We start from the raw sequence: 20,874 nt of genomic DNA, 5'->3' as shown, positions 1-20,874 counted from the left end.
GTGCGCGTTAGTCTCGGCTATGGGGTGTTCAGATTCGTCACCGACAGTCGATAGACCGATCCACCATGGCCTTGGCGATTTCTGCCATGTGTACAACCGAGAATGCCAGATCACGGCTGGTGCCTTTGGCATTGTCGCCTGATTCGTAAGCGGTCGTGATGATGCAGCGCAGCAGGTCAGACGCGTAGTTGAGCGCTTGTTGCTGATTGACTGTTTCGTTGATGGTGAAGAGGGGTGAGTCAGCATTGTTTTGTTTGAGCATTTAGCAGTTCCCAGATTTTTATAAGGAGCCGCTCCTATCGCTACCAACGATAAAGGTGGCGGCCGCACGCAAGTGGTAGACCGGTAAACCTAGGCAAACCCGGTGCATCCGAAGACGCCAAGCGCGCGGCCACCATAAACATAGGCCGAAAAAATGCGCCTCGCAAAAGGTGGCGCACCGCGCCCAGGATACTCAGGTCTACCAAACCTGATCGCTGATTTTGCAGCGACCGGCGCACCCTAGAGATCTTGAATCAGGCGCGCAATGCGCTCAGGGCACTCTCGGAAATTTCCTTCGAGTAAAGAGGATATGTCCTGCGATTTCGCGGAAATCGAGTCGAACGCAGTCTTTGTCCGAGATCGCCTAGTGCCCGACACAGCGCTGTCGCAAAGCAAGCATTGGACCTGTGGGAGTGACCGGGGTGGCGATCCACAGTGCTCGCGATAAACGATAACGCGGTATGTCTTCGGGCTACGTCTCATGCATCGCGGGCAAGCCCGGCTCCCACAAAGGTTTGTGTTTGCAGCACGATGAGGTTGTGTCAGCTTTTTTGAGCTGCATTGGAGCTGACGTCTTGGGTCAACATGGCTTTAACTGCGGATGCATTACCTGTGGAAGCGGCGCACGGCGTAGAAATCGATTTGCATCTATAGACTCTTATTGATAATGTTTGAGTCTGCAGATGCAAAAGGTGTTTCTCATGTCCGCCGTCCCACAAATCCAGCCTCTTTCCAAAGAACAATGCGTGTCCGGCTTGCGCACTGCACTGCGTATTCTTGATAAGTGGGATGCGTCCAGTGAGCAGGCGTGTCGAATTCTGCGTATCTCCCGTAGCACCTACACCCGTGCCAAGCAGACCAGCTCCGAATGGTCAGTCGGGCTGGACATGGATCAGATGCACCGCATCAGCTTCGTACTGAATATTCACGCGGCGTTGCGCACGGTCTTCGACAACCCGGACAACGTGTACGGCTTCCCGTCGATGGACAACGACAATGAGTTCTTCAATGGTCGCAAGCCGCTGGACATCATGGCTCAAGGCGACATTGTCTCGTTGTATGAAACCTTCCGCCGCGTTGACGCACTTCGGGGTGCACAGTGGTGATGCTTGACAGCCTGCCACTTCTTGCCGAGCAAGAGCAGCGGGCATATCGATTGGTCAATTCCAGATTCCCGCCCATAGATCTGTTCGATGATGTTGCCGATGCCGCCGAGTTTGAGGCGTTATACCAGTTGCAGGCATTGACCAATCCCCGTTTGCAGAATGAAGTCGGGCGCATTGCGTTGATCCCCGTCGCCGAGATCCCATTCGGCATTCCAGGCTGTTCTTACGCGGTAGGGCCGTTCACCCACGTCAATCCGGGCGGCTCGCGTTTCAGTTCGGGGGATTTCGGAGTGTTGTATCTGGCCGATGTGATGGAAACCGCTATCGCGGAGGTGCGCCATCACCAGAACAGGTATTGGTCGAAAGTGGCCGGGCTCAACTACGAGCGTTTCCTGTTTCGTGGTCTGGTCTGCACCTTCGATGAAGTGGCCAATCGCGATGCTACCGGGCTGCCACTTTCAGACCCCATTTACGATCCTGAAGATTATTCCACTGCTCGCCAGTTGGGCCATGCAGCCAAGCGGGCAGCGTGCCCAAGCCTGCGCTACAACTCGGTTCGATCACCGGGCAATCATTGCTGGGCATTGATGACGCCCAGGCATGTGAAGTCGATTGTTCAGACCGCGCATTACGAAATGATCTGGAGTGGGCAGATCACCAGTGTGAGTCGGCTTTCGAATGCTTGAAGGTGTTAATGCCACCGCGCTGTCGCGCAGAAAACATTGGACCCTGTAGGAGCTGCCGAAGGCTGCGATGGCGGTGTGTCAGGATGAATGCTTCGCAGCCTTCGGCAGCTCCTACAGTAGCCCTCGAACGCCAATAAAAAACCCGCATCTCTGCGGGTTTTTTATTGAAGCCGACGTGCTTACTGCACTTCTACCGCCAAACTGTCGCTGATCTTTTTCTGCCAGATCTGCGGCCCGGTGACGTGTACGGATTCGCCCTTGCTGTCGACGGCAACGGTAACCGGCATGTCTTTGACTTCGAACTCGTAGATCGCTTCCATGCCCAGTTCGGCAAAGGCCACGACTTTCGACTTTTTGATCGCCTGCGCCACCAGATAGGCCGCTCCGCCGACCGCCATCAGGTACACGGCTTTGTGGTCCTTGATCGCTTCGATAGCGCTCGGGCCGCGTTCGGATTTGCCGATCATGCCCAGCAGACCGGTTTGATCAAGGATCTGCCGGGTGAATTTGTCCATACGGGTCGCGGTGGTCGGGCCAGCCGGACCGACGACTTCTTCACGCACCGGATCAACCGGGCCGACGTAGTAGATAAAGCGACCCTTGAGATCAACCGGCAGGCTTTCGCCCTTGTTAAGCATCTCGACCATGCGCTTATGCGCTGCATCGCGACCGGTGAGCATTTTGCCGTTGAGCAGTACAGTTTCGCCCGGCTTCCAGCTTTGCACGTCTTCCGGGGTCAGGGTGTCGAGATTGACGCGGCGCGCTGACGGGCCGGCTTCCCAGACGATTTCCGGGTAGGCGTCCAGCGGTGGCGCTTCCAGCGAGGCCGGGCCGGAACCATCAAGCACGAAGTGCGCGTGACGGGTGGCGGCGCAGTTAGGGATCATGCACACCGGCAGCGAAGCGGCGTGAGTCGGGTAATCCATGATTTTCACGTCGAGCACGGTGGTCAGACCACCCAGGCCCTGAGCGCCGATCCCCAGTTGGTTGACCTTTTCGAACAGCTCCAGACGCATCTCTTCGATACGACTGGATGGGCCGCGCTTCTTCAACTCGTGGATGTCGATGGATTCCATCAACACTTCCTTGGCCATGACGGCGGCTTTCTCGGCAGTACCGCCGATACCAATGCCAAGCATGCCAGGCGGACACCAGCCTGCACCCATGGTTGGAACGGTTTTCAGGACCCAGTCGACGATCGAGTCGGACGGGTTGAGCATCGCCATCTTCGATTTGTTTTCCGAACCGCCGCCTTTGGCTGCCACGTCCACTTCCACGGTGTTACCCGGAACGATGGAGTAGTGAATGACGGCGGGGGTGTTGTCCTTGGTGTTTTTGCGGGCCCCGGCCGGGTCGGCCAGGATCGAGGCGCGCAGGACGTTTTCCGGCAGGTTGTACGCGCGGCGCACACCTTCGTTGATCATGTCGTCCAGGCCCATGGTGGCCCCGTCCCAACGCACGTCCATACCGACGCGCACGAACACGGTAACAATACCGGTGTCCTGGCAGATCGGACGATGACCGGTCGCACACATGCGCGAGTTGATCAGGATCTGCGCCATGGAGTCACGGGCAGCAGGCGACTCTTCGCGCAGATACGCTTCGTGCATGGCCTGAATGAAATCCACCGGATGGTAGTAGGAAATGAATTGCAGGGCGTCGGCTACGCTCTGAATCAGGTCGTCTTGCTTGATCACGGTCATGTGGGCGCGCTCCTCTGTTTAGGACGGGAACATTCAAAAATATTGTCTGAGTCATCTGCCATCTTGCGATGTCTCATGGCTACGGCAGCATCGCTGGCTGCGACAAAAAGGCGCGGCAGTATAACCCGCAACCTCGTTGCTCCATCCATCGGTTTTGCGCCTTGTCATGATTGGTCCGCTGACTGGTTTATCCCTATTGCTGCGGGAGTTGTCAGCCGACACCACCGCAAGCCGGTGTAATCCGTGTATTTGAGCTACGCCACATCAGTTGCAATTGAACCTTTTTGAACGTATTTATCCCCCGTCGCTGGAAACTTTCTGACGCGAGTCTAAAGTTCTGGGCTTGGTGCCACTACGGGAAGGAATCCTTTTTGAGCACGATGACCAAACGGGAAATATCCCCGACCACACAGTCCATTTTTTTGAAGCGATTTGGTTTGGCGGTGGCGACCTATGTATTGGTTTTGTTACTGAGCGGGCTGGCCATTTACGCGGGGGAACTGCAACAGCCATTGCATGTAGCGGTGATCACCTGTGTTTCGGTGCTGCTTAGCCAACTGGTTTTACTGATCGTTTTCCTCACCCGATTCAATCAGCGCTTCAGTGATGCGAGCCTGACTGAATTTCAGGTCGTGCTGGCCTTGTGTTGGCTGACCTGGCTGTTGTCATGTCTGGGTGAGGCTCGAGGCATATTTCTGATCATCTATGCGCCGATCCTCCTGTTCGGTTTGTTTCAGCTCACACCCATGGTCTTCGCTCGCTGTGCGTTGCTCGTGCTGTTGAGTTTCGCGGGCATCAATGCGTGGGAATTCATCAATGGAGCCTTGCAAAAACCGGGCACCGTATTGCTGCAGATCAGTGCTCTGTTCGTGATGCTGCTATGGCTCAGCCTCTTTGCCGGTTACGTGCATGCCCAGCGCCAGCGAATGCGTCAGCGTCGCTACGCCTTGCAGGCCCACCAGGACACCTTGCGCGGGATGATGGCTCAGCTTGAAGAGCTGGCTGCAACCGATGAACTCACCGGGCTGTATAATCGCCGCTACTTTTTGCGCATGGCTGCCCGGGAATTGAATCAACTGAACGACGACACTTCTCACGGTCTGGCCTTGATCGACCTTGATCACTTCAAGCGCATCAACGATAACCATGGCCATTCGGCTGGCGACCAGGTGTTGCAGGCTTTTGCGGCTCGCGCTCAGGATTGTCTGCGCGAGAGCGATGTGCTGGCGCGCTACGGTGGAGAAGAGTTCGTGTTGTTGATACCACTCTGTGACGAAAAACAACTGGTCGATTGCTGTGAGCGTGTACGTGAGTCATTCAGCCGTGTTGAGCTGGCGGCGTTACCTGGCTCAAATCTCAGCCTGTCGGTGGGCATGACCTTGCTGCAACGTGGTGACAATCTGGATGAAGCCCTGCACCGGGCAGATCAGGCGCTGTATCGGGCCAAGCGGGGCGGGCGTAATCGATGTGTGGCGGGTTGGGAAAGCGTTGATGCCTGAGTTGCATGTAGGCGAGCGTCACTGGACGGTCGAAGCAGGAAGCAATTTACTCGACAGCCTCAATCAGGCTGGCGTCAGCGTTCCCTATAGCTGCCGGGCAGGGAGTTGTCATGCCTGTCTGGTGCGCTGCATTGATGGCGAACCCGCGGATGCGTTGCCTGAGGCGCTGGATGCGGGCAAGCGTCTGCAGGGCTGGCGTCTGGCCTGCCAGTGTCGGGTGATGGAGGATTTGACGGTTCACGCGTTTGATCCACTGAGCGACGGGATGCCTGCTCGGATCGCTGAGTGTGACTGGCTCAGCGCTACGGTGCTGCGTTTGCGTCTTGAACCGGAGCGACCGTTGCGTTATCGGGCTGGACAGCATCTGGTGCTGTGGACTGAGGGCGGTGTTGCCCGGCCGTATTCGCTGGCAAGCTTGCCGGGCGAAGACCGTTTTCTGGAGTTTCATATCGACTGCCGTCAACCGGGCGCTTTTGCCGACGTAGCTCGCCATTTGCGCGTAGACGAGCGTCTTGGCCTCGGCGAGTTGCGGGGCGGTGTTTTGCAATACGATCCCGACTGGCAGGACCGGCCGTTGCTACTTTTGGGCGCCGGAACCGGCCTCGGACCGCTGTGGGGCGTGCTTCGAGAGGCGCTGCGTCAGGAGCATCAAGGACCGATCAGGCTTATTCATCTGGCACGCGATGGCAGTGAGCATTACCTGCATACCGAACTGACTGAGTTGGCAGGTGCCCATGGCAATGTTCAAGTGCAGCTGGCGACGGTTGATGAACTGGACGCGACCCTAGCCGACCTGCGCATGCTGTCGCGCAAAACCCTGGCGCTGGTCTGTGGCAGCCCTCAAAGTGTAGAGACCTTCGCCAAGCGACTTTATCTGGTGGGTATTCCGCGTAATCAGGTGCTGGCGGACGTGTTTGTGGGACGTGAATAAGGCATTCAAACGCGAGATTGCCTTGTGTCCCGGACACTGGACTCACACAGAACCGAATTTATTCGGGAAGAGGCCAGTACATCCGCCACATCATCGGCGCTTGGAATGCCGTCCTCCCGGATGAATCCGGTCCTACAGGCCCAGGTTTGCCGCGAGATAGCGCGGTGCCATAGACATCGGGGTCTCTCAGAAATGCGCTGCGGTTCACCCTGGGTCACCAGACACAAAAAAGCCCCGGCTCTCGCGAGTCGGGGCTTTTGTTCACTGCGCGGGCGGTCTTAGACCAGTGGATCGCCTACATGCAGGATTTTCATGCCATTGGTGCCACCGATGGTGTGGTAGCTGTCACCCTTGGTGAGGATGACCCAATCGCCTTGCTCAACGAGACCGCGCTTGAGCAGTTCGTCTACCGCAGACTGGCTGACCTGGCCTGGTGGCAGGTTGGCTGGGTCGAACGGTACGGTGTAAACGCCACGGAACATTGCTGCGCGAGCCTGAGTCCCGCGGTGCGGGGAGAACGCGTAGATCGGCACCGATGAGCGAATGCGAGACATGATCAGCGGGGTATAGCCGCTTTCAGTCAGAGCAATGATCGCTTTAACGCCCGGGAAGTGGTTGGCGGTGTACATGGCGGCCAGCGCGATGCTTTCGTCACAACGGGTGAACGAGTGACCGATGCGATGGCTGGAGGTTTTACCCGTCGGGTGCTTCTCAGCGCCGATACAGATGCGGGCCATGGCCTGAACGGCTTCGATAGGATAAGAACCCGCAGCGCTTTCAGCGGACAACATCACAGCGTCGGTGTAGTCGAGCACGGCGTTGGCCACGTCGGAGACTTCAGCGCGGGTCGGCATCGGGCTGGAGATCATCGACTCCATCATCTGAGTTGCGACGATTACCGCTTTGTTGTGGCGACGTGCGTGCAGAATAATGCGTTTCTGAACGCCCACCAGCTCGGCGTCGCCGATTTCAACGCCCAGGTCGCCACGGGCAACCATGACCGCGTCACTGGCGCGAATCAGCGCGTCCAGCACTTCATCGTTGGCAACGGCTTCAGCACGTTCGATCTTCGCCACCAGCCAGGCGGTACCGCCGGACTCGTCGCGCAGTTTACGGGCGTATTCCATGTCGGCAGCGTCGCGGGGGAAGGACACGGCCAGATAGTCCAGGTCCATTTCGGCAGCGAGCTTGATGTCCAGCTTGTCTTTTTCGGTCAAGGCCGGAGCGGTGAGGCCGCCGCCGCGACGGTTGATGCCTTTGTGGTCCGACAATGGACCACCGATCAGCACGGTGCAGTGCAGTTCGTCGGCCGTCTGAGTGTCAACGCGCATGACCACGCGACCGTCGTCGAGCAGCAGCTCGTCGCCTACGCCGCAGTCCTTGACCAGATCCGGGTAGTCGATACCCACGATTTGCTGGTTGCCTTCGGTCAGCGGGTGAACGGTGGAGAAGGTGAATTTATCACCGACTTTCAGTTCGATTTTCTTGCCGGCAAACTTGGCAATACGAATTTTCGGACCTTGCAGGTCGCCCAGCAGAGCAACGAAGCGCCCGTGCTTTGCGGCAATTTCGCGAATGAGCCTGGCGCGTGCCTTGTGCTCATCCGGTGTGCCGTGGGAGAAGTTCAGACGAGCAACGTCCAGACCCGAAAGGATCAGCTGTTCAATGACTTCCGGCGAGTTACTGGCAGGGCCAAGGGTGGCGACGATTTTAGTGCGGCGAACGGTCATGCATAAACTCCTTATATGAAGCGCAGCGAGAGGCTACTACTGTCTTGATCTGTAGTCATGTTTCTTTGCATTGTCGTCGTACTTTACGAGCCGGTAACCAGCAGACGACCGGTGTCAAAAACCGCTTGAAGAAATCCTGTCTGAGGTCGATATATTGCAGAGCACAGGAGAGTCCCATGCGAATCGTGATGATTTTAGTATTGCTGGCAGCTGTCAGTGGTTGCACCCGAATGGCAATGAATTCCAATTTGAACAGCGCCTACCGATCCTATGATCGGGGTGACTGCGAGGCTGTGATGTTGAGCCTCTCCAAGGTCGATCGTCAAAGCCGCTCGCGTCGCTACGTTCAACCGGAAGTATCGATGCTGCGCGGGCAATGCCTCGAGCGGCAAAAACTGTTTGTTGATGCGGCGCAGACTTATCAGTTCATCATCACTCAGTACCCTTACAGTGAGTATGCATTCAGAGCGAGAGCGCGCCTGGAGACGCTGCAACAGTTGGGTCACTATCCGCGCGTCCAGACTGCTCAGGTCAGCCCTGTAAAGCGTTAATTACATCCGTTTGGATCAGTTGTAACGTTTTTGAGTGGTTGTATGCCATAAGTGGTCTAGTCTTACGAAAAGCAGACGGACGTACGTGACTTGTGGCGCCTGCATTGGGTCAGATTCACGTTTCTGCGACGACAAACTCAAGTTTGTCCGTATTGACGGTGCCAGCGCGCAGTGCTGGCTACCCCAGGAGTATTAGCGCGGCCATGCTCAATGGCCACCTATGGCGGCTGACCTATGTTGAAAGAACGAAGGATCGAACGGCACCAATTGCCTGGTTATCTGCGGGTGTTCAACCGCTACACCAACAAGCAATTGGGTTGTCTGGGCAACATTTCCGAGAAGGGATTGATGCTGATCAGTGATCTACCGATGCTGGTGGGTGCTGAATTTCAATTGCGTCTACAGGTACCTTGTGAGAGAGGAATGCCTGTAACCCTGGAAGTGACAGCGACCTGTCTGTGGTGTCATGAAGATGAGACACCAGGTAGCTATGACTCCGGCTTCATATTGACGGAGTCACCGCCAGAGTACGCGGAACTGATTGGTGCTCTAAGGCATTACTTCAGTTTTTATCCGATGGAGGCGTCGGCGTGAGAGCGACTAACTGACTCACGCTAATTGCGTAGGAGCTGCCGAAGGCTGCGATGCAGTTTTCCTGACAGACCGCTATCGCAGCCTTCGGCAGCTCCTACAGTTCAATGTTTGCTTCGAGACAGCGGATGTCGGGAAGAGCGGTCACAACGCCCCGGTTTTTTTCCAGTTCAGGTAGCGACTGATCAGTTCCGGTCCAAGCTCTGCCGGACGGGAGTCGAGAACTGGAATGCCGTGGGCGTTCAAACGGTCATGCAATTCGGTCCGGGCACTCAGAAAGTCGATGGTTCCGCAGTACATCAACGCGTCTTCGTAAGTCTGAACCGGCTCGTGCCGTAATGTATCCAGCACTTCTTCGCGCAAACTGACTATCAGTACCCTGTGTTTCTGACTCAGCATTTTGACCGCTGACAACAGCTCCTCATCATCTTCATCGCGCAAGTTGGTCATTACCACGACCAAAGCGCGGCGCTTCTGGCGTGCTATCAACTGGCGGGCGGCGGAGCTGTAGTCTGCGGTTCTACGAGTGCTGTCCAGGTCGTAGACGCTGTTGAGCAGGACATTCAACTGGCTCGGCCCTTTGACCGGGGCAAGGTAGCGGTCCTGCTCGCTGGCAAAGGTCGACAGACCTACCGCATCGCCCTGACGCAACGCGACGTGCCCAAGCAATAGCAGGGCGTTGAGCGCATGATCGAAGTGCGAAAGATCGCCGTCCTGGCTGCGCATGCGTCGACCGCAGTCGAGCATGAAAATGATTTGTTGATCAGTTTCTTCCTGATACTCACGGGCGATGGGCGTGCGGTGACGCGCGGTAGCTTTCCAGTCGATTTGCCTCAGGCTGTCGCCTTCGCGAAACTCTCTCAACTGGTTGAATTCCATGCCCAGACCACGCCGCTGTCGCTGGCGTACGCCCATCTGGCTGAGCCAGTTCTCAACCGCCAGCAACTGCCCCCCATAGACGCGGGCAAAATCCGGATAGACCCGTGTACTGCCGTTCAACTCCAGATAACGACGAACTCGCCAGAGTCCCATCGAACTGGGCAGCTCTATCTCGCAACGGGAAAGCTTGAAAAGCCCTCGTTGCAATGGCCGCAGGTGGTAGCTCAACCGACTTTGCTGGCCCGGCCGCAGCGCCAGGGTTTGTGGCAGATGTTCGACCTCGAAGCCCTCCGGCAAATGATCAAGCACCTGCACGGTGATTTCATCCGGATAATCGTGGCTCAGCGTCAGATGTGCTTGCGCCCAACGACCCAGCGCCAGACTCCCGCTGACTTCACGTTCCAGGCTCGGAGACGGTTTACGGACCAGCCGAATGGCATCTGCCAGTGCCAGCATCAGCAGTGCCAGCAGCAACGCGCAAAACAGTATGCCGACCTCATCGGGCACCTCAATGGCCATTGCGGACAGAATGCCGAGCAACAGCGCAATGCCAGCCAGGCCTCCCAGCCAGCCAAACAGTGCAGTCGATGGTTTCAGCAATTGCTTCATAGACGGGGCGCCGGAACCTGATCGAGCAACTGGCTGAGGACCTGATCAACCGACAGGCCTTCGATGTCGAGTTCTGGCGCCAGCCTTACCCGATGGCGCAGCACAGCCAGCGCGCAATCCTTGATGTCGTCAGGGATGACAAATTCGCCACCGCGCAGCAACGCCCGCGCCCGGCCGCCACGTACCAGCGCAATGGAAGCCCGTGGACCTGCGCCGAGGGTCAGTCCCGGCCAGCTGCGGGTAGCGCGCGCCAGTCGAACGGCATAGTCCAGTACCTGATCGTCCAGCGGCAGTTCGCTCGCAATACGCTGCAAGGCCTGCACTTCACGCGCCTGGAGCACGACGCGTAGCGGTTGTACGTCGAGCATATCGGCCCGTGTTGAGCGCGTGACCTGGCGGACCATGCTCAGCTCTTCGTCGACATCGGGATAGTCCATGCGCAGTTTGAGCATGAAACGATCCAGCTCGGCTTCTGGCAGTGGATAAGTCCCTTCCTGCTCAATGGGGTTTTGCGTCGCCAGCACCATGAACGGCTGGGCGATGGGCATGGGTTTACCTTCAAGAGTCACCTGCCGTTCCTGCATGGCTTCAAGCAGCGCGGCTTGAGTCTTGGCCGGAGCACGGTTGATTTCATCGGCCAGTAGCAGGTTGGTGAAAATCGGACCTTTACGGAGTTTGAACTGCTCGGTGTGAAGGTCATAGACCGCATGGCCGGTGACGTCGCTGGGCATCAGGTCAGGGGTGAACTGAATGCGGGCGAACTCTCCGCCAAAGCAACGGGCCAGCGCCCGGACCAGTAAAGTTTTGCCGAGTCCGGGCACCCCTTCGAGCAAGACATGGCCGCCACCAATCAACGCGGTCAGCACGTCATCAATAACGGCGGCTTGTCCGATCACGGCTTTTTGCAGCTCTTTGCGCAACGCCTGGGCCAACTGGCTGGCGCGCTGCCGTTGCTGCGCCTGATTGCTGGCGGGCGGTGCGGGAGTGGCTACCGGGTCGATATTGAACTCGACCACAGGCTCGGTGCCGGGGGAGGTTTCGTTGGGTAGATCGCTCATAGGGCATTCCTGATGGTTTGCAGGTGGGCAACCTGACGGGTGAAGTCGGAACTGGACATGCGCTGTGCCGGACGTGGGCGCAATGCCTGGCTGATGACACTGGTTGGCTGGCGGGTCAGACGTGCCAGGACCTGCCATTGGTCGGCGACCACCAGGGATTCGAAGCCTGGGTGACGAATGCGGGCGCGGCGCAGAATTTCTGCCTGCAGGGTCCGCAAGAGGGTTTGCTGGCCGCTGCGACGACGTAGAAATTCAGCACTGGCGCGCAGGTGCTCGGTCAATTGGCGACGCGCGCCGACAGCAGGTGCTCGCACAGGCCCCTGGCGCATGCCCGCCCGCCAGAGTCCAGCGCCGATCAGTAGCGTCAGCATTAATAGCAGCAGCGGGAAATGACGCAGCAACAGGCTGAACAGGTTGTCGTGGTCGGTTCTGAAGACCATCGTGACTTTGCTGTCCTGGGTCAGGTACCACAGGAGCCACGCATTGTCGTAATGACCGATGGATCGGGTTTTCCACAAGTCGGCATCGGTAACCACGGTAATCAGGCCGTCACCATAGATCAGCTGCAGCATGTGCGTTGCGTCAGCGCTGTTGGCCCAAGACTGGGCGTGATCTTCAGGGTCTTCGAGGTGGAAGCTGGGGTCGAAGCTCATGTAGGCCGGAGCTTCTTCGTTTTCCAGATACAAGCGTGTCAATTCCGGCCAGGACACTTTGGGTGCCTTGGGTACAGGCGTGCGCAGCGGGATTACCGGGCTAACGGAGCTGGCGGGTGAGTAATCCTGCCCTTTGAGGTCTTTGGTGAGTAATTGATGAATCTGCAACCGGTCCAGCAACAGATCGCCGCTACGGCCTCTTTTTTCATCCCAGAGTTGCTCGGCGACAAACAGCAGATGCCCGCCGGACCGCGCCCACTGCAGCACCTGGTCCGCCTGGGCAGGGGTCATGTTGTCGCGATAGTCGAGCAACAGCAGGGTTTGGGATTCGAGCCTCGCATCGGGCAATTTGTTGGTCGAGTCGGCTGTCTTTACGTCGATGGAGTGACTGCGTAGAAAACTTTCCGCTGCCAGCCATGGATTGGCGCGAGCTTCGGGGGATGGGCCTTGATCGATGGTTTCTTCGTAGCGCTCCAGATTCTTCAGGAGGTAGACCGCAACAACGCCCAGAACCAGCACAGCCAGAGCGAGCAGCAACCAGCGACGTCGGTTCATGACTGCACTTCCCGATCAAACAGGCGTCGCCAGCCATCACAAAGCTCCTGCTGTACCGGAGTTGCAGGTAGCTGGTGACCATAAGCGAGGTTTTGCCAGTGTCGGGTCAGGCTTTGGCTGAAGTTGTTGAGGGCCGGTTGGTCAAGCGCTGCGATTCGTTGCAGAACCTCGCCTTCGGTGTCGGCGCTTTTCAGGGGCAGTTGATAGTCGACAAGCAGCCGGTTGAGTAGCGCCCGATACAGCAATCCCAGCGCTTCACGAGGCTGGGTTGACCACAGCTGCTCCGCACTGCCTGCAATGTCCGCAGGCAGGCTTTCGGCGCTGACTTGCAGGCCAAACAATTGTTCCGGTGGAGCGCGCTGCGGTTTCTCACGGGGAGCGCGAAGGTTGACGAACGCTGCCAGCCATTTCCGGTAGCGCCAGATCACCACACCGATCAAGGCGATCACAATTCCCCATAGCAAAACCTGGAAGACCTTTGCCAGGACGTTGCCAAATTGCAGCAGCCATTTCAGCCAGCCGAACAATTTGGTGTTCTGGTCCGCGCTTTTCTCCTGCGGAGTTATTGGGGCTTCAGGCAGCCGCCAACCTGAAACGGTTTTCGGATTCTTGAACGGCGGCTGTTGCAGCAGGTTTTTTATGTCCTGCTGCGACTCTGCGCTGGTCAGTTCCTGATTGACGAGGCGCGGGCTGTCGGGGCCAGCTTCGCCCTCTGGGGACAGCATGGGAATCGGACAGCTGAAATCCTGCTGCGCAGACCATGCGGGCGGCGCGGCGCTGATCAGCGTCAGGCCAAGGCCGATCATCAGTACATAGGCGCTACCCGTGAGCCTTTGGCGCAACCGACGCAGGACCAGTTCAATGTCCCAGGCTTCTAGAACCGTGCGCCGATTCAGGTACAAGGTGAAGCCGCAGGACACGTAAACCGGTCCCCATACGATCAGAATCAGTGCATAGAAAAGATTGCACAGGTGCTCCAGCCAGTTTAGTTCGTCGTTCAGTTCGAGCATGGCCAGCCAGGTCCAGTCGACCTCTACCTGCTGGGGAATCAGTGCATAAAACAACACGATCATCCCGATCCACAGGGACGACTCCAGCGTGCCGCCCACGGCAGTCAGGCAGCGAGCGGCGAACTGATCTTTCTGGCTGAGCACGCCAATGCGCTGGCTGAGTGCCTCGCCGGAGAGTTGTTCCAGTTGTTGCACGGGCAAAATGAAGCTACGGCTCAAGCTGAGTCGGCGCCAGGTCAGGCTGGAGAGCAGATTCGGGCGCAACGTTTTCAGCCAGCTTTTAAGTGCATCTTTCAGGCTGGGTGCAGGGGCGAACAATGCTTTGGAAAGAATAAGAAGTGGCAAGCGTTCATAGACGGGCTTGAGCCACCAGAACAGCAGGATCGCGGTAGTCGGATGATTCCAGAGCAACAGGCTGAGCATCGCAAAAATCGGCAAGGTGACAATGGCCCAGCTTGCCATCAGCAGTCCGCGATGCTCCTGTGCCAGCAGCACGCCCAGGTCTATGGCTTCCCAAGGCGTTCGGGGATGAATCGCAACGCTGGCATCAGTCAGGCGCATGGTGTGTCCTGCCTGCAAAAACCAGATAAGCGATGACTAATAGCCAGAGGCCCGCGCCGACTGTGTACTTTATTACCGGTTGCGGCCAGGTCATGGAAGACCAATAGGCTTCTATGAACGCTGCAATCAACAGGAAGAGGATGACGCCATAAATCAGCTGTACGCTGGTTTTTGCTGCAATCCGCAATGCTTCGCTGCGACGCAATGCTCCGGGTGCCAATAACGCCCAACCGAGTTTGAGCCCGGCAGCACCCGCCAGCGCGATGGCGGTGAGTTCAAATGCGCCGTGGCCGATGACGAATGACCAGAATGTCTGACCGGAGCCGATACCGGTCAGGTGTCCGGCAACGGCTCCGATCGTCAGCCCGTTGAAAAACAGAAAGAACAGGCTGCCAAGCCCGAACAGCAAACCGCTGGCGTAAGTCTGAAAGGCAATCCCGATGTTGTTCATGATGTAGTAGCCAAACATCATCCAGTCAGCATCGGCGGCGCGCTCTACGGTTTGACCGATCCGGCTTGATTGTGGGTCGTACATGCCCTCCATCTGCGCCACCTGGTCAGGGGCGATGACGCTGTAGACCAGATCCGGGAAGCCATACACCAGCAAGCCCATGCCGATCAGGCTGCCGAAGAACAGCAGGCTGGCGATGGCGACCAGACGCCATTCGGCGCGCACCAGTTGCGGGAACCCGGCCAGCACGAAGCCCAGCAGTTGCGCACCGAGGGGATGACGATGCCGGTACAGTTGCTGATGACCACGCATGGCCAGTTGTTGCAGCGGGTCAACCAGATGGCTGCTGTAGCCCCTTTCCTGAGCAACGGCCAGTTGGTTACAGATACGCCGGTATTCGCGACTGAAGGTCTCGTTCGAGGTGCCTGGCGCTTTGCCTTTTTCCAGGGCGTCCAGACGCTCTGCAAACCGCCGCCACTCGGCCTGATGACGAAGTTCGAAGAGGCCTTGTTTCATGTTGGCCCCAGCAAGCCGCTGGCTACGCTGTTCAGCCGAGGTACTGCCAGTGCCGGGCTGACGTTCAGCGGCGCGGCGAGAATAGAAGCCAGCTCCTGGGTGCGTTCCGACGTCAGTTCGGCTTGTCGTTCCGCGAAGCTCAGAATGGCCCTTTGTTCTTCAAGGCTCAGCACAAAGGGAGCGATGATCGGCGTGGCGTGCGGCAAAACCGGACGCCGCGGTGGTTTGTCCTGATAGACCACCAGCGTACCGGCGGCCAGATCGCCGAGGCGTTTGAATTGGGGGTGTTGCAAGCAACTGATAGCGCCCAGGCTGTAGCCGAATGGCAGCATATCGACGAAACGCAGCAGGTTACGGATGAGCGAAGCGGTCCAGCCGATAGGCGTTCCGTCATCATGGATCACCCGCAAACTCATGATTTGCTTGCCGGGTGTGCGCCCCTGATTCAGCACTTCGAACAGCACCATGTACCACCAGGTAACCAGGAACATGGCGATAGCACTGAGGCCTGCGCCAAAGGATTCGAACAGGCTGAAGATCAGCAAGAGCGCACCGATAACCACGGCACGAATGATGAAGTCGATAACAAAGGCCAGAGCGCGAGGCACCAGTCCTGCCGGACGCAGTAGCAGGTCGATACCTTCCGGGGTTTCCATTCGGCTGCGGGTGTCCAGCGGCGCGATTGGCGGTGCAGTCCTTGGCAAAGCGTGCGGGGAGGGCATTGTCGGAAGAGGTACGCCTGAAAACAAAACCTGATGCTAGGGACTGTTGAGTTGGTAAGCAACCGGACTGTTTCTACATGTGTTGTAAGAAAAGGTTTCTTTTAAGGCAAACATTGCCTTATTCGCCTTTTACCAGTCTCAAGCCCTACACTTTGCCGGTCTTTTGTTCAGGATCAGCCCGTGACTTCAACCATCTTCTGGTACGACTACGAAACCACCGGTATCAATCCGCGCAATGATCGCCCGCTGCAGATGGCGGGTATCCGTACGGATATCGAACTCAATGAGATCGAGTCGCCGGTTAATATTCACTGCCAGCCCAGCGACGATATTCTTCCGCATCCCGCCGCATGCATGATCACAGGTATCACGCCGTCAACGCTCGCCGAGAAGGGATTGTGCGAAGCTGATTTCATGACTCGTGTTCACGCCGAACTCGCTGCGCCCGGCACGTGCGGAGCGGGCTACAACACCTTGCGCTTCGATGATGAGATGACGCGCTACAGCCTGTACCGGAATTTCTTTGATCCTTATGCCCGTGAATGGCAAGGCGGGAACAGTCGCTGGGACTTGATTGATGTGGTGCGTGCCGCCTACGCACTTCGACCCGAAGGCATTGTCTGGCCCGAAGATGATGGTCGGGTCACGCTCAAGCTTGAGCGGCTGACGGCTGCCAATGGTATCGATCACGGACAGGCGCACGACGCGTTGTCTGATGTGCGGGCAACGATTGCTCTGGCGCGTCTGGTTCGTGAAAAACAACCCCGTCTCTACGACTATCTTTTCGAGTTGCGCAGTAAGCAGAACGTCCAGCAACAGATACGGCTTATGGAACCACTGGTTCATATCTCCGGGCGTTTTTCGGCGGCACGTCATTATCTGGGGGTTGTGCTTCCGCTGGCCTGGCATCCGCAAAATCGAAATGCGCTGATCGTGTGCGATTTACATCAGGATCATTTGCCGTTACTGGAGCAGGATGCACAAATATTGCGACAACGGTTATATACCCGTCGCGAGGATTTAGCTGAGGGCGAGCTGCCGGTCCCCCTTAAACTTTTGCATATAAATCGTTGCCCGGTGATCGCGCCGCTCAAGGTGCTACGTGCTGAAGATCAACAACGCTTGAATCTCGATATGACTGTATTTAGCGAGCGTGTGCGTCACCTCAATGAGGGGCAGGCACTCTGGCAGGATAAGCTGAAGGCGATTTATGCCGCTGATGACTTTGTTGCCAGCGAAGATCCCGAGCAACAATTGTATGACGGGTTTATTGCTGACCGTGATCGCAGGCTTTGTGAGCAAGTACGCAATGCGGAGCCTGAGGAGTTAGCCCGTCAGCCATGGCCTTTTGATGATGCGCGTCTGCCAGAATTGTTATTTCGCTATCGAGCGAGAAATTTTGCTGAAACCTTGAGTACCGAAGAGCAACAGCGCTGGCTTGCTTTTTGTAGGACACGTCTGACAGTGCCTGAATCTGGCGCACCTAATACGCTGCAAAGTTTTACTCAGGCACTTGTTGAACTATCGCTTAGTGCTACCCCCGGGCAGCTTGCGATATTGCGCGAATGGCAGGACTACGTGGAGGCGTTGCGCCAGAAACTCGGCCTTTGAAGTAACGGGCACGGGTGTTTTTCCAGGCAATAAAAAACGCCAGACTGGCTGGCGTTTTTTAGTGTAACGAGTGAAGCGGGGTCTGCTCCGGGTTTAGCCCAGCAGGGTTGCCCAGCCTTCAACTTCATCACCGCCCCACTTGGCTTTCCACTCTTTCAGAGTTTTGTGGTTGCCACCTTTGGTTTCGATGACTTCGCCGTTATGCGGGTTTTTGTACTGCTTGACCTTGCGCGCGCGCTTGGTGCCAGTAGGTTTGACCGCGCCGCCGCGTGCAGATTTGCCAACTTTAGCTTCTGGATCGAGCAGAGCAATGATGTCGCGCAGCGACTTCTGATATTCGCCCATCAGAGTGCGCAGTTTGCCTTCGAATTCCAGCTCGGTTTGCAGTTTGTCGTCTTGGGACAGGTTCTTCAAACGCGCTTGCAGTTCTTTGATGGCTTCTTCTGTAGCGCGGTATTCGTTGATCAGAGACATGAGGCTTACCTTATGTTGAGAGGTGGGCAGGGATACAGTGAACCAATAATAGTCATGCGCCTTGATCAAGTAAACATTAAAGAAAAGTTTTATTTGAATTATTTAGAAATATACCGGGGCCTACAGGCGGTTGATAAACTAAATGGCGTAGCGCATCAGGTAAAGATAGTCGCTATTAAGGCGTTTAAATTGCGGTTTCTTAAGCGTTCGTTCAGGAATCAGCGGCCGGTGTGGCAGGGCGGCGATTCGGGACGCCAGGGTAGCCGCAGCCATCTCCAATCAGTTTTACAGGAATACTGCAGTTTTCCCGCGCAGTCGCTAGAATAGCCGCCTTTGCGAAGTTCTGGAGTTTCCCCCAATGCGCACTTTTCGTCTGGTGATTTCTTGCCCGGACCGCGTCGGCATCGTTGCCAAAGTCAGTAACTTTCTGGCGTCCTATAACGGCTGGATTACCGAAGCGAGCCATCACTCTGACAATCAGAGTGGCTGGTTCTTCATGCGTCATGAAATTCGTGCCGATACGCTGCCGTTTGATCTCGACGCGTTCCGCGAGGCGTTCACCCCTATCGCTGAAGAATTTGCGATGGACTGGCGCATCACTGACTCCGCGCAGAAGAAGCGCGTTGTATTGATGGCGAGTCGCGAGTCTCATTGTCTGGCGGACTTGTTGCACCGCTGGCACAGCGATGAACTGGACTGCGAAATTGCCTGCGTGATTTCCAATCACCAGGATTTGCGCAGCATGGTCGAGTGGCACGGCATTCCTTATTACTACGTGCCGGTAAACCCGGCGGACAAGGAGCCGGCGTTTGCCGAAGTTTCACGTCTGGTTGCTCATCATCAGGCCGACGTGGTGGTACTGGCGCGCTACATGCAAATCCTGCCGCCGCAACTCTGCCGTGAATATGCCCATCAGGTCATCAATATTCACCACAGCTTCCTGCCTTCCTTTGTAGGTGCCAAGCCTTACCACCAGGCCTCCCTAAGGGGCGTCAAACTGATTGGTGCGACCTGTCACTATGTCACTGAAGAGCTGGATGCGGGCCCTATCATCGAACAGGACGTGGTCCGCGTCAGCCACAGCGACAGCATCGAAAACATGGTGCGCTTCGGTCGCGACGTGGAAAAAATGGTCCTGGCCCGCGGCTTGCGCTATCACCTGGAAGATCGCGTGCTGGTGCATGACAACAAGACAGTAGTGTTCGACTAAGCTCCAGGCGAACATTGAATCTGCAGGAGCTGCCGAAGGCTGCGAATGGCGGAGTGTCAGGCAGGTTGCTTTCGCAGCCTTCGGCAGCTCCTGCAGAAGATGTATTTCCGACACTTCGATGAGGTGCTCTCCATGACCGATCCTCTCGACAAAGCCACTTCAACAGCTCCCCCAACCCTGGGTGAGGGTTGCCTCAGCCGTTATGATCCAGATGCGTTGACGCCAGAAGACGGCGCCGATTTCGACGGCGCCGCAGAGCTTTGGCGCGCCACGCAGCTTGATAAGGATCTGCAGCCAGACGACAAGTCCGACACTTGATTCAGACTTGGTTGAAGCGCATCAGTTTGTTCAGCAATGGCCGACCGACCATCAGCAGGAAAATCGGCCCGCCTACCACCAGGTAGAAGTAGTAGGTCACTGTGCGCCAGATCAGAATTGCAGCCGCAGCCGTGGATTTACCGACCATCGGTGCCAACAGCGCAGCGGATGTCAGCTCGGCAGTACCCGCGCCTCCTGGCAGCAGGCTGAACTGTCCGGCCGTTAACGAGAGCATCTGAATCAGAAACGTCCACGCCCACTGCACATTCACACCCAGACCTAGCAGCGCAAGGTACAGGATGCTGTAGCGCAGCCCCCAATGCAGGCAGGTCAGCACAAACACCGCGATCAGTTTCTGACGTGGCATTTTCCAGGTTTCAGCCAGCGCATCGCGAAAATGCAAAAGTTTACGCGCCCAACGATGCCGGGTAGTGCTTTTGGTGTTGAAACGCTTGAGCAGCCTGCCATTGAACTTGATGACCTGGCGATGGAAGCGGGCAAACCCCAGAAACAGACACAGGCTGCCCACGACGAGCACCGCGCTGAAGCCCAGCAGCCACTCCATACGCTCGCTGAGCGTATGGAAGAGCGCATAGAACATGATTCCTGTCAGCGCCACGAGGAAGAACACCAGATCGCTGAGCTGGTCTGTGGCGAAGACCGCGCTGGCTTTTGCTGGCCTGACGCCATTTCGGGCGAGCACTGCCATCAACGTGAGTGGCCCACCGCTGCCGCCGGGCGTTGCGCAATAGGCGAACTCGCTGGCCATGATCAGGCCGAGGCTTTTGTTTACTGTCAGCTGTCGCGCGCTGTCCCCCAGCAGGATCCGCATGCGCAGGGTATTCAGGCCCCAACAGAGGATGATCATGCCGAACATCGCCATCAACAGCGGGAAGGGGAAGCTGCGTAACCGCTGAAAGATATCGCCGCCGCCCAGCAGCAAAGGGATCAGCACGGCTGCCAGCAAGCCAATGCCCAGCCACGCAATGCGCTTCATTTTTGACGCCCTGAAGGTTGCCGCTGGTGAGTCAGCAAGATATATGCAGTCATGGGGTGTTGGGCCCTGCGCTGGATGATCACGGAAAAAGTCTAACGTTGACCACTTATTACGACAGATGTTCGTCAGGTGGCGTCGACAGTCTGGTTTTCTGGCGCGCTCGCAGCCAAAGCCGCTTCTGCGAACTGCGAT

20 protein-coding genes are annotated in these 20,874 nt (G+C 57.0%); 9 read left to right on the top strand and 11 right to left on the bottom strand.

The features are described 5' to 3' along the window. Positions 1-37: 37 nt before the first annotated feature. A complete protein-coding gene (locus CKW31_RS14650) occupies positions 38-262 on the bottom strand; it encodes a DUF6124 family protein (protein ID WP_095096212.1) in 225 nt (74 codons plus the stop codon). Positions 263-962: 700 nt separating this feature from the next. On the opposite strand from CKW31_RS14650, the gene CKW31_RS14645 reads away from it, so the two are divergent. Then, positions 963-1,367, top strand: coding sequence for an antitoxin Xre-like helix-turn-helix domain-containing protein (locus tag CKW31_RS14645; protein ID WP_095096881.1), 405 nt, complete (start codon positions 963-965; stop codon positions 1,365-1,367). Then, a complete protein-coding gene (locus tag CKW31_RS14640) occupies positions 1,367-2,053 on the top strand; it encodes an RES family NAD+ phosphorylase (protein ID WP_095096209.1) in 687 nt (228 codons plus the stop codon). Before CKW31_RS14645 ends, CKW31_RS14640 begins: the two co-directional genes overlap by 1 nt. Before the next feature lie 179 nt (positions 2,054-2,232). Here CKW31_RS14640 and CKW31_RS14635 read toward each other — a convergent pair whose 3' ends face one another. Next, positions 2,233-3,756 (bottom strand): fumarate hydratase, encoded by a 1,524-nt coding sequence (locus tag CKW31_RS14635; protein WP_095096206.1) that lies wholly within the window; start codon positions 3,754-3,756, stop codon positions 2,233-2,235. A gap of 380 nt (positions 3,757-4,136) precedes the next feature. Between CKW31_RS14635 and CKW31_RS14630 the strand changes: the two genes are divergently transcribed. Together CKW31_RS14630 and CKW31_RS14625 are read left to right on the top strand one after the other, a co-directional pair. Next, positions 4,137-5,255 (top strand): diguanylate cyclase, encoded by a 1,119-nt coding sequence (locus CKW31_RS14630; protein ID WP_095096203.1) that lies wholly within the window; start codon positions 4,137-4,139, stop codon positions 5,253-5,255. Then, positions 5,248-6,186 (top strand): iron-sulfur-binding ferredoxin reductase, encoded by a 939-nt coding sequence (locus tag CKW31_RS14625; protein WP_095096200.1) that lies wholly within the window; start codon positions 5,248-5,250, stop codon positions 6,184-6,186. Before CKW31_RS14630 ends, CKW31_RS14625 begins: the two co-directional genes overlap by 8 nt. 278 nt (positions 6,187-6,464) lie before the next feature. On the opposite strand, the gene pyk is transcribed toward CKW31_RS14625, so the two are convergent. Next, positions 6,465-7,916, bottom strand: coding sequence for a pyruvate kinase (gene pyk, locus CKW31_RS14620; protein ID WP_095096197.1), 1,452 nt, complete (start codon positions 7,914-7,916; stop codon positions 6,465-6,467). Positions 7,917-8,092: 176 nt separating this feature from the next. Between pyk and CKW31_RS14615 the strand changes: the two genes are divergently transcribed. Then, positions 8,093-8,467 carry a tol-pal system YbgF family protein gene (locus tag CKW31_RS14615; protein ID WP_027900594.1) on the top strand — a complete coding sequence of 125 codons (375 nt, stop codon included), beginning with the start codon at positions 8,093-8,095 and terminating at the stop codon, positions 8,465-8,467. A 234-nt stretch (positions 8,468-8,701) separates the two neighbouring features. Next, positions 8,702-9,061, top strand: a complete 360-nt coding sequence (locus tag CKW31_RS14610) for a PilZ domain-containing protein (protein WP_095096194.1) — start codon at positions 8,702-8,704, stop codon at positions 9,059-9,061. A 141-nt stretch (positions 9,062-9,202) separates the two neighbouring features. Here CKW31_RS14610 and CKW31_RS14605 read toward each other — a convergent pair whose 3' ends face one another. From CKW31_RS14605 to CKW31_RS14580, 6 genes are read right to left on the bottom strand one after another with little or no spacing between them, the layout of a single operon-like run. Then, positions 9,203-10,534 (bottom strand): DUF58 domain-containing protein, encoded by a 1,332-nt coding sequence (locus CKW31_RS14605; RefSeq protein ID WP_095096878.1) that lies wholly within the window; start codon positions 10,532-10,534, stop codon positions 9,203-9,205. A gap of 8 nt (positions 10,535-10,542) precedes the next feature. Next, positions 10,543-11,604, bottom strand: a complete 1,062-nt coding sequence (locus CKW31_RS14600) for a MoxR family ATPase (RefSeq protein WP_095096191.1) — start codon at positions 11,602-11,604, stop codon at positions 10,543-10,545. Next, a complete protein-coding gene (locus CKW31_RS14595) occupies positions 11,601-12,812 on the bottom strand; it encodes a DUF4350 domain-containing protein (protein WP_095096188.1) in 1,212 nt (403 codons plus the stop codon). The genes CKW31_RS14600 and CKW31_RS14595 overlap by 4 nt, the downstream gene beginning before the upstream one ends. Beyond that, entirely contained in the window at positions 12,809-14,383 is a 1,575-nt protein-coding gene (locus CKW31_RS14590; RefSeq protein ID WP_095096185.1) for a DUF4129 domain-containing protein, read from the bottom strand. The genes CKW31_RS14595 and CKW31_RS14590 overlap by 4 nt, the downstream gene beginning before the upstream one ends. Further along, a complete protein-coding gene (locus tag CKW31_RS14585) occupies positions 14,370-15,350 on the bottom strand; it encodes a stage II sporulation protein M (protein WP_095096875.1) in 981 nt (326 codons plus the stop codon). Before CKW31_RS14585 ends, CKW31_RS14590 begins: the two co-directional genes overlap by 14 nt. Next, positions 15,347-16,072: an RDD family protein gene (locus CKW31_RS14580; RefSeq protein WP_095096182.1), complete on the bottom strand. Its 726-nt coding sequence runs from the start codon at positions 16,070-16,072 to the stop codon at positions 15,347-15,349. The genes CKW31_RS14585 and CKW31_RS14580 overlap by 4 nt, the downstream gene beginning before the upstream one ends. A 180-nt stretch (positions 16,073-16,252) precedes the next feature. Here CKW31_RS14580 and sbcB point away from each other — a divergent pair, with 180 nt between their 5' ends. Continuing rightward, positions 16,253-17,683: an exodeoxyribonuclease I gene (gene sbcB, locus CKW31_RS14575; protein WP_095096179.1), complete on the top strand. Its 1,431-nt coding sequence runs from the start codon at positions 16,253-16,255 to the stop codon at positions 17,681-17,683. A 93-nt stretch (positions 17,684-17,776) separates the two neighbouring features. On the opposite strand, the gene mvaT is transcribed toward sbcB, so the two are convergent. Next, on the bottom strand, positions 17,777-18,157 hold the full coding sequence (mvaT, locus tag CKW31_RS14570; protein WP_095096177.1) for a histone-like nucleoid-structuring protein MvaT: 381 nt from the start codon (positions 18,155-18,157) through the stop codon (positions 17,777-17,779). Between the two features lie 358 nt (positions 18,158-18,515). Here mvaT and purU point away from each other — a divergent pair, with 358 nt between their 5' ends. Further along, positions 18,516-19,367 carry a formyltetrahydrofolate deformylase gene (gene purU / locus CKW31_RS14560; protein ID WP_095096171.1) on the top strand — a complete coding sequence of 284 codons (852 nt, stop codon included), beginning with the start codon at positions 18,516-18,518 and terminating at the stop codon, positions 19,365-19,367. A 132-nt stretch (positions 19,368-19,499) separates the two neighbouring features. Continuing rightward, entirely contained in the window at positions 19,500-19,685 is a 186-nt protein-coding gene (locus CKW31_RS14555; RefSeq protein ID WP_095096872.1) for a hypothetical protein, read from the top strand. Between the two features lies 1 nt (position 19,686). On the opposite strand, the gene CKW31_RS14550 is transcribed toward CKW31_RS14555, so the two are convergent. Continuing rightward, entirely contained in the window at positions 19,687-20,682 is a 996-nt protein-coding gene (locus CKW31_RS14550) for a lysylphosphatidylglycerol synthase transmembrane domain-containing protein (protein ID WP_095096168.1), read from the bottom strand. Between the last annotated feature and the right edge of the window lie 192 nt (positions 20,683-20,874).

It is taken from the genome of Pseudomonas sp. Irchel 3A5 (genome assembly GCF_900187575.1).
Classification (GTDB): domain Bacteria; phylum Pseudomonadota; class Gammaproteobacteria; order Pseudomonadales; family Pseudomonadaceae; genus Aquipseudomonas; species Aquipseudomonas folii.
Note: the sequence above shows the minus strand (reverse complement) of the source record. Positions and strands in the feature narration are given on the sequence as shown.

What these genes read in the sequence shown, in the direction of transcription:
- CKW31_RS14650 (WP_095096212.1), bottom strand. Translation starts at nt 262, where the DNA reads ATGCTCAAACAAAACAATGCTGACTCACCCCTCTTCACCATCAACGAA.
- CKW31_RS14645 (WP_095096881.1), top strand. Translation starts at nt 963, where the DNA reads ATGTCCGCCGTCCCACAAATCCAGCCTCTTTCCAAAGAACAATGCGTG.
- CKW31_RS14640 (WP_095096209.1), top strand. Translation starts at nt 1,367, where the DNA reads ATGCTTGACAGCCTGCCACTTCTTGCCGAGCAAGAGCAGCGGGCATAT.
- CKW31_RS14635 (WP_095096206.1), bottom strand. Translation starts at nt 3,756, where the DNA reads ATGACCGTGATCAAGCAAGACGACCTGATTCAGAGCGTAGCCGACGCC.
- CKW31_RS14630 (WP_095096203.1), top strand. Translation starts at nt 4,137, where the DNA reads ATGACCAAACGGGAAATATCCCCGACCACACAGTCCATTTTTTTGAAG.
- CKW31_RS14625 (WP_095096200.1), top strand. Translation starts at nt 5,248, where the DNA reads ATGCCTGAGTTGCATGTAGGCGAGCGTCACTGGACGGTCGAAGCAGGA.
- pyk (WP_095096197.1), bottom strand. Translation starts at nt 7,916, where the DNA reads ATGACCGTTCGCCGCACTAAAATCGTCGCCACCCTTGGCCCTGCCAGT.
- CKW31_RS14615 (WP_027900594.1), top strand. Translation starts at nt 8,093, where the DNA reads ATGCGAATCGTGATGATTTTAGTATTGCTGGCAGCTGTCAGTGGTTGC.
- CKW31_RS14610 (WP_095096194.1), top strand. Translation starts at nt 8,702, where the DNA reads ATGTTGAAAGAACGAAGGATCGAACGGCACCAATTGCCTGGTTATCTG.
- CKW31_RS14600 (WP_095096191.1), bottom strand. Translation starts at nt 11,604, where the DNA reads ATGAGCGATCTACCCAACGAAACCTCCCCCGGCACCGAGCCTGTGGTC.
- CKW31_RS14595 (WP_095096188.1), bottom strand. Translation starts at nt 12,812, where the DNA reads ATGAACCGACGTCGCTGGTTGCTGCTCGCTCTGGCTGTGCTGGTTCTG.
- CKW31_RS14590 (WP_095096185.1), bottom strand. Translation starts at nt 14,383, where the DNA reads ATGCGCCTGACTGATGCCAGCGTTGCGATTCATCCCCGAACGCCTTGG.
- CKW31_RS14585 (WP_095096875.1), bottom strand. Translation starts at nt 15,350, where the DNA reads ATGAAACAAGGCCTCTTCGAACTTCGTCATCAGGCCGAGTGGCGGCGG.
- CKW31_RS14580 (WP_095096182.1), bottom strand. Translation starts at nt 16,072, where the DNA reads ATGCCCTCCCCGCACGCTTTGCCAAGGACTGCACCGCCAATCGCGCCG.
- mvaT (WP_095096177.1), bottom strand. Translation starts at nt 18,157, where the DNA reads ATGTCTCTGATCAACGAATACCGCGCTACAGAAGAAGCCATCAAAGAA.
- purU (WP_095096171.1), top strand. Translation starts at nt 18,516, where the DNA reads ATGCGCACTTTTCGTCTGGTGATTTCTTGCCCGGACCGCGTCGGCATC.
- CKW31_RS14555 (WP_095096872.1), top strand. Translation starts at nt 19,500, where the DNA reads ATGACCGATCCTCTCGACAAAGCCACTTCAACAGCTCCCCCAACCCTG.
- CKW31_RS14550 (WP_095096168.1), bottom strand. Translation starts at nt 20,682, where the DNA reads ATGAAGCGCATTGCGTGGCTGGGCATTGGCTTGCTGGCAGCCGTGCTG.